This is a genomic window from Modestobacter sp. VKM Ac-2979, from assembly GCF_026967995.1.
Taxonomy (GTDB): Bacteria; Actinomycetota; Actinomycetes; order Mycobacteriales; family Geodermatophilaceae; genus Modestobacter.
Window position 1 is genome coordinate 745,990 of record NZ_JAPVBO010000001.1, and the last position, 14,361, is coordinate 760,350.

At 73.3% G+C, this 14,361-nt stretch carries 14 protein-coding genes and 1 tRNA gene; 8 read left to right on the plus strand and 7 right to left on the minus strand.

All coding sequences use genetic code 11. From position 1 onward, the window contains the following. Positions 1 to 3: 3 nt before the first annotated feature. The gene (locus O2W15_RS03710) at positions 4 to 447 is read right to left on the minus strand and encodes a hypothetical protein (protein ID WP_269161544.1); all 444 of its coding nucleotides are present in this window, start codon (positions 445 to 447) and stop codon (positions 4 to 6) included. A gap of 140 nt (positions 448 to 587) precedes the next feature. Between O2W15_RS03710 and O2W15_RS03715 the strand changes: the two genes are divergently transcribed. Together O2W15_RS03715 and O2W15_RS03720 are read left to right on the plus strand one after the other, a co-directional pair. Then, positions 588 to 1,958, plus strand: coding sequence for a TrkH family potassium uptake protein (locus tag O2W15_RS03715; RefSeq protein ID WP_269161543.1), 1,371 nt, complete (start codon positions 588 to 590; stop codon positions 1,956 to 1,958). Beyond that, entirely contained in the window at positions 1,951 to 2,613 is a 663-nt protein-coding gene (locus O2W15_RS03720) for a potassium channel family protein (RefSeq protein WP_269178406.1), read from the plus strand. The genes O2W15_RS03715 and O2W15_RS03720 overlap by 8 nt, the downstream gene beginning before the upstream one ends. 5 nt (positions 2,614 to 2,618) lie before the next feature. On the opposite strand, the gene O2W15_RS03725 is transcribed toward O2W15_RS03720, so the two are convergent. The 4 genes from O2W15_RS03725 to O2W15_RS03740 all read right to left on the minus strand — a co-directional run bounded on the left by O2W15_RS03725 (position 2,619) and on the right by O2W15_RS03740 (position 6,120). Beyond that, a tRNA-Arg gene (locus O2W15_RS03725) sits at positions 2,619 to 2,694 on the minus strand. Positions 2,695 to 2,843: 149 nt separating this feature from the next. Then, positions 2,844 to 3,770 carry a glycine betaine ABC transporter substrate-binding protein gene (locus tag O2W15_RS03730; RefSeq protein ID WP_269178407.1) on the minus strand — a complete coding sequence of 309 codons (927 nt, stop codon included), beginning with the start codon at positions 3,768 to 3,770 and terminating at the stop codon, positions 2,844 to 2,846. 99 nt (positions 3,771 to 3,869) lie between these two features. Further along, positions 3,870 to 4,868, minus strand: coding sequence for an ABC transporter permease (locus tag O2W15_RS03735; RefSeq protein WP_269178408.1), 999 nt, complete (start codon positions 4,866 to 4,868; stop codon positions 3,870 to 3,872). Beyond that, entirely contained in the window at positions 4,861 to 6,120 is a 1,260-nt protein-coding gene (locus tag O2W15_RS03740) for a quaternary amine ABC transporter ATP-binding protein (RefSeq protein WP_269178409.1), read from the minus strand. The genes O2W15_RS03735 and O2W15_RS03740 overlap by 8 nt, the downstream gene beginning before the upstream one ends. Before the next feature lie 690 nt (positions 6,121 to 6,810). On the opposite strand from O2W15_RS03740, the gene O2W15_RS03745 reads away from it, so the two are divergent. The 3 genes from O2W15_RS03745 (at position 6,811) to O2W15_RS03755 (ending at position 9,509) form a co-directional block, all read left to right on the plus strand. After that, on the plus strand, positions 6,811 to 7,131 hold the full coding sequence (locus O2W15_RS03745) for a GNAT family N-acetyltransferase (RefSeq protein WP_269161538.1): 321 nt from the start codon (positions 6,811 to 6,813) through the stop codon (positions 7,129 to 7,131). A gap of 57 nt (positions 7,132 to 7,188) precedes the next feature. After that, a complete protein-coding gene (locus tag O2W15_RS03750) occupies positions 7,189 to 8,556 on the plus strand; it encodes a cryptochrome/photolyase family protein (protein WP_269178410.1) in 1,368 nt (455 codons plus the stop codon). Positions 8,557 to 8,699: 143 nt separating this feature from the next. Further along, positions 8,700 to 9,509 carry an Fpg/Nei family DNA glycosylase gene (locus tag O2W15_RS03755; RefSeq protein ID WP_269178411.1) on the plus strand — a complete coding sequence of 270 codons (810 nt, stop codon included), beginning with the start codon at positions 8,700 to 8,702 and terminating at the stop codon, positions 9,507 to 9,509. A gap of 39 nt (positions 9,510 to 9,548) precedes the next feature. Here the strand turns inward: O2W15_RS03755 and O2W15_RS03760 are convergent, their stop codons facing one another. Further along, positions 9,549 to 10,286 carry an SDR family oxidoreductase gene (locus tag O2W15_RS03760; protein ID WP_269178412.1) on the minus strand — a complete coding sequence of 246 codons (738 nt, stop codon included), beginning with the start codon at positions 10,284 to 10,286 and terminating at the stop codon, positions 9,549 to 9,551. Between the two features lie 76 nt (positions 10,287 to 10,362). On the opposite strand from O2W15_RS03760, the gene O2W15_RS03765 reads away from it, so the two are divergent. Then, complete coding sequence (locus tag O2W15_RS03765) at positions 10,363 to 11,340, plus strand: AraC family transcriptional regulator (protein WP_269178413.1); 978 nt, start codon at positions 10,363 to 10,365, stop codon at positions 11,338 to 11,340. A gap of 46 nt (positions 11,341 to 11,386) precedes the next feature. On the opposite strand, the gene O2W15_RS03770 is transcribed toward O2W15_RS03765, so the two are convergent. Continuing rightward, complete coding sequence (locus tag O2W15_RS03770; RefSeq protein WP_269161533.1) at positions 11,387 to 11,695, minus strand: putative quinol monooxygenase; 309 nt, start codon at positions 11,693 to 11,695, stop codon at positions 11,387 to 11,389. A gap of 81 nt (positions 11,696 to 11,776) precedes the next feature. Here O2W15_RS03770 and O2W15_RS03775 point away from each other — a divergent pair, with 81 nt between their 5' ends. Both O2W15_RS03775 and O2W15_RS03780 read left to right on the plus strand, forming a co-directional pair. Then, entirely contained in the window at positions 11,777 to 13,174 is a 1,398-nt protein-coding gene (locus O2W15_RS03775) for an FAD-dependent oxidoreductase (protein WP_269178414.1), read from the plus strand. A 34-nt stretch (positions 13,175 to 13,208) separates the two neighbouring features. Then, on the plus strand, positions 13,209 to 14,339 hold the full coding sequence (locus tag O2W15_RS03780) for an aminotransferase-like domain-containing protein (protein ID WP_269178415.1): 1,131 nt from the start codon (positions 13,209 to 13,211) through the stop codon (positions 14,337 to 14,339). Positions 14,340 to 14,361: the final 22 nt, after the last annotated feature.

Genomic DNA, 14,361 nt, shown 5'->3' on the forward strand with positions numbered 1-14,361 from the left:
CCCTCAGCCGGGCTGGCCCCGGCGGAACCGGGCGGGCCGTCGCACGGTGTCCTCGCGCGCCCACCGGGTGGGGCCCCAGGTGACCTGGTCCGGAGAGGGCAGTGGGAGCGGGTCGCCGTGGGAGGTGACGTCCAGCCGGCTCAGCCGGCCGTCCTCGACGAAGAGGAGCACCCCGCCCACCGGCGACCCGTCGGCACCGACGACGGTGCCCTCGACCGGCGCCGGACCGCTGGCCGGCGCGGCCGGCACGTCGTCGGGCACCTGCAGGTCGAGGGTCCCGCACCCGCAGCGGCAGCCCGGCGTCGAGGTCGCCCGCCCGACCTGGGCTCGCAGCTCGGCGACGCCGAGGAAGTCGTGGGCGAGGAGGGCGTCGAGCAGTTCGCGCGCCTCGTCGGTCAGGGGGCGAGGGCTCTGGTCGGCCCGCGGCCCGGCATCAGCAGCGGTCATGCCCCCAGTGTCGCCCGCGCCCCGGCGAGCGACACGACCGGCGGGTGGCGTGGCTCGGCCTTCCACAGCCGGAGAGCCGGGGCGGTGTGGCACCGTGTCGCCGTGCTCGCCCGCCGCTGTGCCCGCCCGACGGGCCTGCGGTGACGCAGGGCATCCGCAGCCCCGCCGGCCGCCCGACCCCCGCGCGCGGCTTCCACCACCCGGGCCGGGTCATCGCCGGCGCCTTCGCCGTGGCCGTCGCCGTCGGCACCGCGCTGTTGTCGCTGCCCATCGCCGTCGCCGGCCCCGGTCGTGCCGACTTCCTCACCGCGCTGTTCCACGCCACGTCGGCGGTGTGCGTCACCGGGCTGGTCACCGTCGACACCGGCACCTACTGGTCGGGCTTCGGCCAGGCGGTGATCCTGCTGCTCATCCAGGCCGGCGGCCTCGGGATCATGACGCTGGCCACCCTGCTCGCGGTGGTGCTGTCCCGCCGACTGGGGCTCCGGGCCCGGCTGATCGCCCAGGCGGAGACCAAGGCGCTGTCCGCCGCGGACGTCCGCCGGGTCATCCGCCGGGTGGTGCTCTTCAGCCTCGGCGTCGAGGCCGTGGTCGCCGTCGTGCTCGGGATCCGGTTCGCCACCGGCTACGACCAGCCGCTGTCGTCGGCGGCCTACTCGGGTGTGTTCCACGCCGTCTCGGCGTTCAACAACGCCGGCTTCGGGCTCAACGCCGACAGCCTCGTGCAGTACGTGGCCGACCCGTGGATCAGCCTGACCATCTGCGTGGCGATCATCATCGGCGGCTTGGGCTTCCCGGTGGTCTTCGAGCTGGTCCGCGAGTGGCGGTCGCCGAAGAGCTGGTCGGTGCTCACCCGGATCACCGTCATCGTCACCGTCGTCCTGCTCGTCGGCGGGACCCTGCTGTTCCTGATCGCCGAGGGCGACAACCCCGGGACCCTCGGCCCACTGGGCGCCGGCGCGACGTTGCTGGCCGCGTTCACCGCGGCGGTGATGCCGCGCACCGCCGGGTTCAACAACCTCGACATCGCCGCCTACCAGCCCGAGACGCTGCTGCTCACCGACGCGCTCATGTTCATCGGCGGCGGCAGCGCCGGGACCGCCGGCGGCATCAAGGTCACCACCTTCGGCCTGCTGGCCTACGTCCTGTGGGCGGAGATGCGCGGCGACCCCGACGTCGAGGTCGGCCGTCGCCGGGTGCCGAGCACCAACCAGCGCCAGGCGCTCGCGATCGCCCTGCTCGGCATCGGCGTGGTCGCCGTCTCCACGTTCGTCATGGAGGCCCTCACCGACTTCAGCTTCGACGTGGTGCTCTTCGAGGTCGTCTCGGCCTTCTCCACCGTCGGCCTGTCGACCGGCATCACCGCCGACATACCGCCGGCCGGGCAGGTGCTGCTCGTGCTGCTCATGTACATCGGCCGGATCGGGCCGCTCACCCTGGCGTCGGGGCTCGCGCTCCGCGACCGCGCCCGCCGGCACCAGCTCCCCGAGGAGAGGACCATCGTTGGCTAACCACAAGGACCCCGTCGCCGTGCTCGGCCTGGGTCGGTTCGGCACCGCTCTCGCCCTCGAACTGGCCCGCGGCGGCACCGAGGTGCTCGCCGTGGACAACCGGCCCGACATCGTGCAGCGGCTGTCCGGACAGCTGGGTCAGGTGGTCATCGCCGACACCACCGACGCGGATGCGCTGAGCGAGATCGGCATCGCCGACTTCAGCCGCGTCGTCGTGGCCATCGGCGGCCACCTCGAGGCCAGCATCCTCACCACCGCGCTGCTGTCCGAGCTCGAGATCCCCACCATCTGGGCCAAGGCCGTGACCCGGCAGCAGGCGACCATCCTGAGCCGCATCGGCGCCCACCACGTCGTCTTCCCCGAGCAGGAGATGGGCGAGCGCATCGCGCACCTGGTCGCCGGCCGGCTGCTGGACTGGGTGGAACTGGACCCGCAGTGGGTGTTCGCCAAGACCAAGCCGCCGAGGGAGATCGTCGGCGTCCCGCTCGGCCAGACCGGCCTGCGGAAGAAGCACCACGTCACCGTGGTGTCGGTGAAGGCGGAGAACACGGCGAGCTACACCCACGCCGACTACGACACCGTGCTGACCTACGGCGCCGAGATCGTCATCGCCGGCCGGCCGACCGACGTGGAGCGGTTCGTCGAACTGCAGTGACCAGCTGGTGCCCCCGGCAGGATTCGAACCTGCGGCACACGGTTTAGGAAACCGATGCTCTATCCCCTGAGCTACGGGGGCTGCGGCGGTGCGGCTGCACCACCACCGGCCGCTGCGCGCGGGCCGGTTGCCGACGAGAGGGTATCGGACGACCGAGGGGCCCGACGGCATGCGCCGTCGGGCCCCTCGGGTGTGTGCTCCGGCGCTCAGCGAGCGCCGGAGCGCACCGATCAGGCCTGCAGGGACTCCATGAAGTCCGGGTTCTCCTCGAGCCAGGCGTCGACGGCCTCGTCGTACCGGCCCTCGCCGTACTCGTTGACGACCATGTTCTCCAGCGAGCCGTACTGCTCGTCGGTGAGGGTCGCGTTCTCCATCATCGACGCCACGTCGGCGCAGTCGGCCGCGAAGCCCTCACGGGCCAGCGTGTGCAGGCCCTCGGAGTCGCCCAGGGCGCCTTCCGGGTCGGCGAGGTCCTTGACCGGGAACTCGCTGTTGGCCCAGAACGGACGCCACAGGGTGACGACGATGTCCTCGTTGGCGTCGGTCGCCGCCTGCAGCTCGGCCAGCATCGCGGTGGTGGAGGACTCGACGAGCGTGTAGTCCTCCTCCAGCCCGTAGGTCGGCATGACGCTGTCCTTGGTGGTGGCGGTGAGGCCGGCACCGGGCTCGATGCCGACGATCCGGCCGTCGAACATCTCGGCGTTGCCGGTCAGGTCGGCGATCGACTCGATGTCGGTGTACTCCGGGACGGCGAAGGTCAGCTTGGCGCCCTCGTACCAGGCACCGAGGTCCTCGAGCTGGTCGCCGTACTCCTCCATGTAGGCCGAGTGGGTGACCTCGGACCAGGCGGACGGGTAGACGTCGACGTCGCCCCCGGCCAGGCCGGCGTACAGCGGAGCCGCCTCGGAGATCTCGGTCATCTCGACCTCGATGCCCTGCTCGCCGAGGACGCCGTCCCACAGGTGGGCCATGCTCAGGCCGTCGGTCCAGGAGGGGATGAAGCCCAGGTTGACGGTCTCGCAGTCACCGCCGGCCGACGCTCCGCCGGCGGCGGTGGTGTCCTCCTCGGCGTCCCCACCGCAGGCGGTGGCGGTGAGTGCGACGGCGGCGAGGCCGGCGGTCAGACGTGCGCCTCGGGTGGTCAGGTGCTTGTTCATGCGGTCGTTCCTCTCCTACATCTGGCGGCGGTCGACTGCCCCGCGCACCGTTGGTGCTCCGGCTCCGCGGCGACGGCCCGGGAGGGCCGCGCCGGTCGGCTACCGGGCAGGTCGGTTCGGTGAGTTCTGGTCGGCTCCGACGGGCATGACCGCATCGGCGGACCGGCTGCTGGCGCCCAGGCCGGCCTTGCCGACCGTGCCGCCGCGGCTGAGGAAGGACGGGATGCCGGACAGCCGCCCGCGCCGCTGGCCGAAGGCGCTGGTCAGCCGGTCGAGGTAGATGGCGAGGATGACGACCGACAGGCCGCCCTCGAAGCCCAGCCCGACGTCGAGCCGGGAGATGCTGGTGACGACGACGCCACCGAGGCCGGCCGCGCCGATGAGCCCGGCGATGACCGCCATGGACAGCGCCAGCATGATCACCTGGTTGACCCCGGCCATGATCGTCGGCAGGGCCAGCGGCAACTGGATGCCGCGGAGGATCCGGCCGGGCGGGCTGCCGAACGCGTGCCCGGCCTCCACCAGCTCCGGGTCGACCTGCCGGATGCCCAGCTCGGTCAGCCGGACCCCCGGCGGCATGGCGAAGATGATCGTGGTGACGACGCCCGGGACGAGGCCGATGCCGAAGAACGTCACCGCGGGCACGAGGTAGACGAAGGCCGGCATCGTCTGCATGAAGTCGAGCACCGGCCGCAGCGCCGCGCTGACCCGGTCGCTCTTCGCAGCCGCGATCCCGATCGGGATGCCGATCGCGACCGCGATGACCGCGGACACCAGAACCAGGGCCAGCGTGGCCATGGCCGGCTCCCACATCCGCATGCTGATCAGCAGCAGCAGGCCCAGCAGGGAGACGACGGCGAAGCGCACCGACCGCACCACGCCGCCGAGCACGGCCAGCAGCACGGCGAACAGGACCGGCGGGGGGAACAGCAGCGCGTCGCGCAGCCCCTCCACCCCGGCCTCGGTGCCGGCGCTGATCACGTCGAAGACCGGGGAGAAGTTCTCGGTGACCCAGTCGAAGCCGGTGTCGATCCAGTCACCCACCGGGATCTGCGGCAGGGCGCCGTCCTCGGCGGCCCGGAGCACGGTCTCAGCCACGGACGGTCTCCTTCGTCGTCACGGCGGTCGCGCCGACCGGGTCGGCCGGTGCCCGCGAGAGGGACGGTGCGGGGCGCGGCACGCCCCCCAGCGCGGCCAGGACCGCGCCTCGGGGCACCACCCCGAGCAGCCGGCCGGCGTCGTCCACGACGGTCACCGGCACCTCGTCCTGGGCGGCGGGGGCGAGCAGCTCGCTCAGCGTGGTCGTCGCCCGGACGTCGACCGGGGGAAGCAGGGCGAGGCCGGCCAGCGACGGCGCCCCCGCCGCGACGGCGGCCCGGACGGCGTCCTCGGTGGCCACGCCGGCCACCCGGCCGTCGCCGTCCCCGACGAGCACGGAACCGGAGCGGTGGTCCTGCATCGCCTGCAGCACCTGCGCGGGCGCAGCCGTCGGGGAGACCAGGGTGGGTGCCTCGACCATCACGTGCCGGGCGGTGAACACCCGCCCACGGTCGACGTCGGCGAGGAACTGGCGGACGTAGTCGTCGGCCGGGGTCTCGAGGATCTGGTCGGGCGTGCCGATCTGCACGACGCGGCCGTCGCGCATGATCGCGATCCGGTCACCGAGGCGCATGGCCTCGTTGAGGTCGTGGGTGATGAAGATGATCGTCTTGCCCAGCGAGGCCTGCAGCTCCAGCAGCTGGTCCTGCATCTCGCGGCGGATCAGCGGGTCCAGTGCGCTGAACGCCTCGTCCATCAGCAGCAGGTCGGTGTCGGCGGCCAGCGCGCGGGCCAGGCCGACCCGCTGCTTCATGCCACCGGAGAGCTGCCCGGGCTTCTGGTCGGCCCACTGGTCCAGGCCGACGAGTGCGAGGGCCTCCTGCGCCTTGGCCCGGCGGGTGGCGCGGTCGACGCCGCGGACCTCGAGGGCGTAGGCGGCGTTGTCCAGCACGCTGCGGTGCGGGAAGAGCGCGAAGTGCTGGAACACCATGCTCATCTGCTCCTGCCGGAGCCGGCGCAGCGCCTTGTCGTCCAGCGCGGTCAGCTCGGCCTCACCCACGTGCACGGTGCCGGCAGTGACCTCCAGCAGCCCGTTGAGCATCCGCAGCAGCGTCGACTTGCCCGAGCCGGACAGCCCCATGACCACGAAGATCTCGCCCGGCTCGACGGTGAAGCTGACGTCGATGACGGCTGGGGTGGCGCCTCGGTCCCGCACCTCTGCGACAGAGGCGCCGTCCCGGAGCCGGTCGACCGCCTCGGCGGTGCGCCGGCCGAAGACCTTGAACAACCCCTCGGCGTGTACTGCGGGCACGGGCAACCTCTCGTCGGCGGACACGGCCCCGGGCCGGGCGGCACGACGAGCGCGGGCACGCCGCTCCGAGGAGCAGCCTCACCGGCCGTGTCGTCCCACCGGGCGCACCGCCCCTGGGGCGGGCGCCACGGGGCGCGGGTGCGGCTCGCCGTCCACGACGCCAGGGGCGTCGGCGCGCACTCTGCAGTGCGCCGGGCGGCGAGCCGGGGTGGGGGCAGGCGGACCCGCTCCCATCTCAGAACAGGACGCTAACAGTGAATTGGGCGGCGAAATGGCGCATTCAGTCGATCGTGCAATTCCGTTATGGGGTCGTGACGCGCCGGGGTGTCGAAGAGCACAAAGACAATTCCGCGAACCGACGGAGATCCGTGTCCTGCTGGACGTGTCACCGCGCTGGGCTGCGGGTATGTCCGTGTGACCGGGCATGCAGAGCCCGCCCCCAGTGAAGTGCAGGAATGTCATGAGATCGTCATGAGATCTCCATGCAGCAGTCTGATCGGGCCAATTCGGAAGCGGCTGGCCACGGGCAGTCACCAAGACGGCGACCGAGGCGGAGCCGCACCAGGGAACGACCTGGCCCCCCGACTCGTCGGGAGAGATGCGGGCGGCACGGTGTCGCAACCGTTACCTTGTCTCGGCACGCACGAGCCCCGGCAACGGCGCCGGAGGCGCGGAAGGTGGAGAGCACAGATGGAGATCACGGTCGTCGACGTCCCCGAGCGGGGCCGCTTCGAAATCCGGGACGGCGAGCGCGTCGTCGGCCTGGCCAGCTACCACGTCGACCAGGGCGTGATGACCCTGCCGCACACCGAGATCGACCCGACGATGGGCGGTCGGGGTCTGGGCACCCAGCTGGTGGCCACCGTCCTCACCGCCGCGCGCGAACGGGGCCTGCACGTGCTCCCCTACTGCTCGTTCATCCGCAAGTACCTGGTCGACCACCCCGAGCAGCTCGACCTCGTGGCCGAGGCCGACCGACCCACCTTCGGCCTGGCGCCCGCCCACAGCTGAGCCGCCCAGCCGCTGATCACCCAGCGGCAGCGGCCGGGGCTTCCTAGGCTCGGTCGGGTGCCCATCGCGCTGCTCTGGTTCCGTCGCGACCTGCGTCTGGACGACCACCCGGCCCTGCTCGCCGCCGCCGACGCCGCCGGGCCCCAGGGCAGCGTCGTCCCCGTCTTCGTCTTCGACGACCGGCTCTACGGCCCCTCGGGCGAGCCGCGCCGGCGGTTCCTGCTCGACTGCCTCGCCGAACTCGACACCGCCACCGGCGGCGCCCTCGTCACGCGCACCGGCGACCCGGCCGCCGTCCTCCCCCGGCTGGTGGCAGAGCTGGGCGCGGTGAGCGTGCACGTCACCGCCGACGCCGGCCCGTACGGACGGCGCCGGGACCAGGCGGTCGAACGGGCGCTGGGCGACGTCCCACTGGTGCGCACCGGCTCGCCGTACGCGGTCGCCCCCGGGCGGGTGGTCAAGCGGGACGGCACGCCGTTCCAGGTGTTCACCCCGTTCGCCCGCGCCTGGCGGGAGCACGGCTGGCACTCCCCCGCCGTCCGCCCGGACCAGGTCCCGTGGCAGCGCGACGTCCGCTCCGACGACCGCCCACCGCGACCGGCCCTGGACGACGTCCAGCTGCCCGCCGCCGGCGAGGCCGCGGCCCTGGAGGCCTGGCACCGGTTCCGCGACGAACGGCTGCTCGGCTACGACGAGGGGCGCGACCGCCCGGCGACCAACGGGACGAGCCGGTTGTCGGCCTACCTGAAGTACGGCTGCATCCACCCGCGCACGCTGCTCGCCGACCTGGCCGCCGAGGAGGGCTCGGAGTCGGTGCGGCGCTACACCGACGAACTCGCCTGGCGCGACTTCTACGCCGACGTCCTGTGGCACCGGCCCGACTCCGCCCGCGAGTACCTCAAGCCCGAACTCCAGGGCATGGGCTACGACTCCGGCCCGGACGCCGAGGAGCTGGTGCGCGCCTGGGAGACCGGCCGCACCGGCTTCCCGATCGTCGACGCCGGGATGCGGCAGCTGCTCGGTGAGGCCTACGTGCACAACCGGGTGCGGATGATCGTCGCCTCCTTCCTGGTCAAGGACCTGCACCAGGAGTGGACCCACGGAGCGCGGTACTTCATGCAGCACCTCGTCGACGGCGACCTGGCCAGCAACAACCACGGCTGGCAGTGGGTGGCCGGCACCGGCACCGACGCCTCGCCGTACTACCGGGTGTTCAACCCGATCACCCAGGGCAAGAAGTTCGACCCGGACGGGAGCTACGTGAAGCGCTGGGTGCCCGAGCTGCGCGACCTCGACCCGAAGCACGTGCACGAGCCGTGGACGGCGCCCGGCGGCGTCCCGGCCGGCTACCCGGAGCCGATCGTCGACCACGCCCACGAGCGCCAGGTGTCCCTGGACCGCTACGCCGCCCTCCGCGCCCGCTGAGGAAGGACCCGCCTGCCCCCCACTGCTCGCGAGCTCGCAGCGGGCCCCTGCAGGCGGGCCGGGACAAGCAGTGTCGGCTGGGTCACTGAGCCCGTCGTGGCGAACCAGGTCGGCGCGGGTGAAGCTGGACGGCGTGATCGTCGGTGCCTGAGGGCCACACCCTGTTCCGGTTGGCCCGCGAGCAGCAGGCCGCGTTCGCCGGCCGCGAGGTGCACGTGACCAGTCCGCAGGGCCGCTTCGCCGGGCAGGCCGAGCTGCTCGACGGCCGGGTGCTCGACGAGGTCACCTCCTACGGCAAGCACCTGTTCGCCTTCTTCGGGCCGGACGTCGTCCACGTGCACCTGGGCCTGTACGGGAAGTTCACCTCCGGCACCGGGCTGCCACCGGTTCCCCGCGGCGCCCTGCGGATGCGCTGGGAGGGGCCGGGTGAGGACGGCGAGGGCGTGTGGACCGACCTGCGCGGCGCCACCGCCTGCGACCTGATCACCGACGGCGAGGTGCAGCTGATCCTCGACCGGCTGGGCCCGGACCCGCTGCGCAGGCGGTCGGACCCGGCCAAGGCGTTCGCCCGCATCTCCCGCAGCCGGACCACCATCGGCCAACTGCTCATGGACCAGGCCGTGCTCGCCGGCGTCGGGAACGTCTACCGGGCGGAGGTCCTGTTCCGGCAGCGGCTGAGCCCGTTCCGGCTGGGCCGGGACGTCGACGCCGAGCTCTGGGACCGGTTGTGGGCCGACCTGGTGACGCTGATGAAGGCCGGGGTCAAGGCCGGGCGGATCGTCACCACCGAGCGCGCCGACCGCGAGCGCCGGCGCGGCCCGGCGCTCCGGGACGACGCGCACTACGTCTACCGGCGCGCCGGGCTGCCCTGCCGGATCTGCGGCACCGAGGTGCGCACCGAGGTCATGGTCGGCCGCAACCTCTTCTGGTGCCCCACCTGCCAGGCGGTGTGAACGGCGGGTCCGCGACGTGACGTCGACCGGTCCACTCTGCTAGGCCTGAGCAGTGGGGCGGACGACGATCTCGTTGACGTCCACGTCGTCGGGCTGCTCGATGGCGTAGGCGATGGCCCGGGCGATGGCCGCCGGCGGGATCGCGATCGTGTCGCGCCGGGCGAGCAGCTGCTCGCGGATCTCGAGGTCCCGCATCGCGGCCGCGAAGTCGGTGTCCACGAAACCGGGTGACACGGTCGAGACCCGCAGCGCACCACCGGCCTCCTGCCGCAGCGCCTCGGAGAAGGTGCGGACGGCGTTCTTCGTCGCGGCGTAGACGGCCTGGGCCGGGGTGATCTGGAGCCCGGACGTCGACACCACGGTCACGAACTGCCCGTGGCCCTGCCGACGGAAGACCGGCAGCGCCGCCGCGACACCGAAGAGCATGCCCTTGAGGTTGACGTCGACCATCTCCTCCCAGCCGTCGACGTCGAGGTCGTCCAGCAGCGCGACGTGCGCGACACCCGCATTGGCGACGAGAACGTCCAGCCGGCCCCACCGCGCCTCGGCCGCCGTGACCAGGGCGGTCAGGTCAGCACGCCTGCGCACGTCGGTCGGAACGTGCACGACCTCGCCGCCGGCCCGGGTGATCCGGCCGGCCACCTCGGCGAGGCGGTCGGCCCGCCGCGCGCCGAGCGCGACCCGGGCGCCGCGCTCGGCGAGCAGCAACGCGGTCGCCTCCCCGATCCCGCTGCTGGCGCCGGTGATGGCCACGACCTTGCCGTCGATCCCTGTCATGCCAACGACGCTAGGGCCGCTCGGTCGACGCATCCATGACAGATCAGCCCTTCTTCTTTCCCGATACTCTCGATGGATGGACCCGCTGTCCCGCGTCATCGAGTTGCTCACCGTGCAGAGCGCGGTGTCGTCCCGGCTCGAGGCCGGCGGCACGTGGGCGCTGTCGTTCCCCGGCGTCAGGCACGTGAAGTTCGGCGCCGTGCACCGTGGCGAGGCCTGGTTGCGGGTCGGGCCGGACGGCGTCGAGCAGCACCTCGTCGCCGGCGACTGCTTCGTGCTCACCACCGGCACGGGCTACGCGGTGGCCTCCGCGCCGGGGCTGGAGCCGGTCGACGGGCTGCCGGTGTTCGGCGAGGCGGTCGACGGCCGAGCGCGGGTCGGCACCGGCGAGGACGTCGTGCTGACCGGCGGGCGCTTCGTGTTCGACGACCGCAGCGCCCGGTTGCTCCTCGACGTCCTGCCGCCCCTGGTGGTCGTGGACGGCGACGGCGAGCACGCGGCACCGCTGCGCGCTGCCCTGGACCTCTTCGCCCATGAGACCGCGGGCCGGCGGCTCGGGGCGACACTGCTCACCGAGCTGCTCGGCCAGGTGGTCTTCGTCGAGGCCCTGCGCGCCGCGGCGGACGCCGAGGACGGCCGCGTGCACGGCTGGCTGGCCGCCCTCGCCGACGACCGGATCGGCCCGGTGCTCCGGCTCATGCACGAGGACCCGGCCCGGCGGTGGACGGTGCCGGAACTGGCCAGGACGGCGACGATGTCCCGCTCGGCCTTCGCCGTCCGCTTCCGCACGCTGGTCGGCGCTCCCCCACTGGACCACCTGCTGCGGCTCCGCATGCACGCCGCCGGCAGGGACCTGCAGCGCGGGACGGCCACCGTGTCCGCGGTGGGCGCCGCCTGGGGCTACGGCTCCGACGCCGCCTTCTCCAACGCGTTCAAGCGGGTCATGGGCACCTCGCCGAGCGCGTGGCGCGCCCAAGGCACCCCCGGGCCTGCGCTGCCGGACGTGACCGACGCAGCCCGGCACACGGACGCCGTTCGCACGCTCAGGACGTGAGGGCCGGCACCCCTCCGCCGGGGGTGCCAGCCAGCTGCCACGCGGCCTAGAGGGCGCCCTTGGCGTCGTCGCCGGCGGGCACCGCCTGCAGCAGCCTGACGCCGATCGGCTCGGTCAGGTCGTCCTTGACGCTCTCGGTGAGCTGGTTGAACGTCTCCCCCGCCCCGTGGGCCTTGACGTCGTCCTGGGTGGCCCAGCGCTCGATCATCACGAAGCCGTAGCCGTCCTCGTGCAGCGCGTAGAGCTCGCAGCCGGACTCCTCGTGCACCTTCGGGATCGCCGCGGTGAACGCCTCCCGGACGGCGTCGGCCCGGCCGGGCTTGGGCGAGATGGTGGCGACGATCGTGATGGACACGCAGATCTCCTCAGCGGTGACCGGGCACGGCTGCCCGGGTTCACCCTGGCGCCTACCCGCCAACGGGACGACGATGCGGGCGTGGCCGAACCAGCGGTGCCCAACCCATCGGTGCCCTCACGACCGCTGCGCGTCGCGGTGGTGGGGGCAGGCCCGGCCGGCATCTACGCCGCCGACGCGCTCGCCGGGCAGGACGACGTCCCGGTCGCCGTCGACCTGATCGACCGGTTGCCCACCCCGTTCGGCCTGGTACGGCACGGCATCGCCCCGGACCACCTGAAGATGCGGGCGCTGCGCGAGACGCTGCACCACACCCTGGACCACGAGCGGGTGCGCTTCGTCGGCAACGTGGAGATCGGCACCGACCTGTCGCTGGCGGACCTGCGCGCCCACGTCGACGCCGTCGTCTACACCTACGGCGCGGCCGGTGACCGCGCGCTGGGCATCCCCGGCGAGGAGCTGCCCGGCAGCCTGGCCGCCACCGACGTCGTCGCCTGGTACTGCGGGCACCCCGACGCCGACCGGGCGCGGGTCGAGGAGCTGGTCGCGCGGGCCCGGGACGTCGTGGTGGTCGGCGTGGGCAACGTGGCCCTCGACGTGGCCCGGGTGCTGGCCCGCTCCCCCGCCGAGCTGCACCCCACCGACATGCCGCACCACGTGCTCGACACCCTGGCCGCCGCACCGGTCGAGCGGATCACCGTGCTCGGCCGCCGCGGCCCGGCGCAGGCCAGCTTCACCACCCAGGAGCTGCGCGAGCTGGGCCACCTGGCCGCGGCGACGGTGCTCGTCGACCCGGCCGACCTGACCGACGCCGGGGACGCCGCCCTGGCCGCGGAGGACCGGCACGTCGCCCGCAACCTCGCCGCACTGGCCGACTACGCCGGCCACGAGACCGTGGACGGCACGGTCAGCGTGCGGCTGCGCTTCCACGCCCGCCCGGTGCGGCTGCTCGGCACCGACCGGGTCATCGCGGTGGAGGTGGAGCGCACCCGGGTCGACGCGGACGGCCGGGCGGTGGGCACCGGCGAGCTCGACGTCGTCCCGGCCGACCTGGTGGTGCGCTCGGTCGGTTACCGCGGGCACGCGCTGCCCGGCCTGCCGCTGGACGGCGGCACGGTGCCGCACGACGCCGGCCGGGTGGTCCGGGACGGCGAGGTCAGCCGTGGCGAGTACGTGGCCGGGTGGATCAAACGCGGGCCGACCGGCGTCGTCGGCACCAACAAGCACGACGCCCGGGAGACCGTCGCCTCGATGCTGGCCGACGTCGCGTCCGGGGTGCTGCGGCCCGGTGGGGACGACGACTGGGTCGACACCCTGCTCGCCCGGGGCGGGCACCCGGTGCTGCTGGCCGACTGGCGGGCGATCGACGCCGCCGAGATCGCCCTGGGCGCGGTGCACGGCCGGGCCCGCACCACGCTGCACGACCGGCAGCAGCTGCTGGACGCCGTCCGGGCCGCCGCGGCGGCGCAGGAGGGCTGAGCCGGGGGTGGCGCGGTACGGCAGACTCGGTCGCGTGACCGGCTCAGCACAGACCTCGCCCGCCACCACGATGATCTCCTTCGCCCGCGGCGCCCCGTCGACCGACATCGTCGACGTCGAGGGCCTCAAGCAAGCCGCCGTCGCCGCGTTCGACTCCGACCCGGCCGGGATGACCGGCTACGGGACGGCGGTCGGCTACGTGCCGCTGCGGACGTGGATCGCCGAGAAGCACGGCGTCCCGGTCGAGCACGTGCTGGTGACCAACGGCTCGATGCAGGCCGACGCCTTCCTCTTCGACGAACTGGCCACGCCGGGCGTCGCGGTGGTGACCGAACGGCCCACCTACGACCGCACCCTGCTCGGGCTGCGCAACCGCGGCGCCGACGTGCACCTGGTGACGCTGGAGGAGGACGGCATCTCCGTCGACGAGCTCGCCGCGCTGCTGGACGGTGGGCTGCGGCCGACGCTGGCGCACGTCATCCCCAACTTCCAGAACCCGGCCGGCTACACGCTCTCGCTGGCCAAGCGTGAGCGGCTGCTGGAGCTGGCCCGCGAGCACGACTTCGTGCTGTTCGAGGACGACCCGTACGTCGACATCCGGTTCAGCGGGGAGCCGCTGCCGCGGATGCTGGAGCTGGACGGCGGCGCGGCCAGCGAGCACGTCGTCTACGCCTCGTCGTTCTCCAAGACGGTCTGCCCGGGCATCCGGGTGGGCTACCTGGTCGGGCCGCCGGCGCTGATCAAGAAGATCCAGGTCCGGGCCACCAACACCTACATCGCGCCGAACATGGTCGCCCAGGGCACGGTGTACGCCTACCTGCAGGGCGAGCGGTTCCCGGCCGCGCTGGAGCGGGTGAAGTCGGCGCTGGCCGAGCGGGTCGGGCTGCTGGACGACGCGCTGCGCGAGCACCTGCCGCAGGCGACCTTCCGCCGTCCCGAGGGCGGGTACTTCCTGTGGGTGTCGCTGCCCGAGGGCGAGGGCCACGACGTCGCCCGGATCACCACCGAGGCCGCCGCCCGCGGGGTGGCGATCGTGCCCGGCACCGACTTCCTGCTCGAGGGCGGGCGCAACAGCTTCCGGCTCGCCTACTCGGCGGTGCAGCCCGGCGACGTCGACGAGGGCGTGCGCCGGCTGGCCGCCGCCATCGAGGCCGCCCGCAGCTGAGCACTGTGCACTGACGGCGGGT

What these genes read in the sequence shown, in the direction of transcription:
- O2W15_RS03710 (WP_269161544.1), bottom strand. Translation starts at nt 447, where the DNA reads ATGACCGCTGCTGATGCCGGGCCGCGGGCCGACCAGAGCCCTCGCCCC.
- O2W15_RS03730 (WP_269178407.1), bottom strand. Translation starts at nt 3,770, where the DNA reads ATGAACAAGCACCTGACCACCCGAGGCGCACGTCTGACCGCCGGCCTC.
- O2W15_RS03745 (WP_269161538.1), top strand. Translation starts at nt 6,811, where the DNA reads ATGGAGATCACGGTCGTCGACGTCCCCGAGCGGGGCCGCTTCGAAATC.
- O2W15_RS03760 (WP_269178412.1), bottom strand. Translation starts at nt 10,286, where the DNA reads ATGACAGGGATCGACGGCAAGGTCGTGGCCATCACCGGCGCCAGCAGC.
- O2W15_RS03765 (WP_269178413.1), top strand. Translation starts at nt 10,363, where the DNA reads ATGGACCCGCTGTCCCGCGTCATCGAGTTGCTCACCGTGCAGAGCGCG.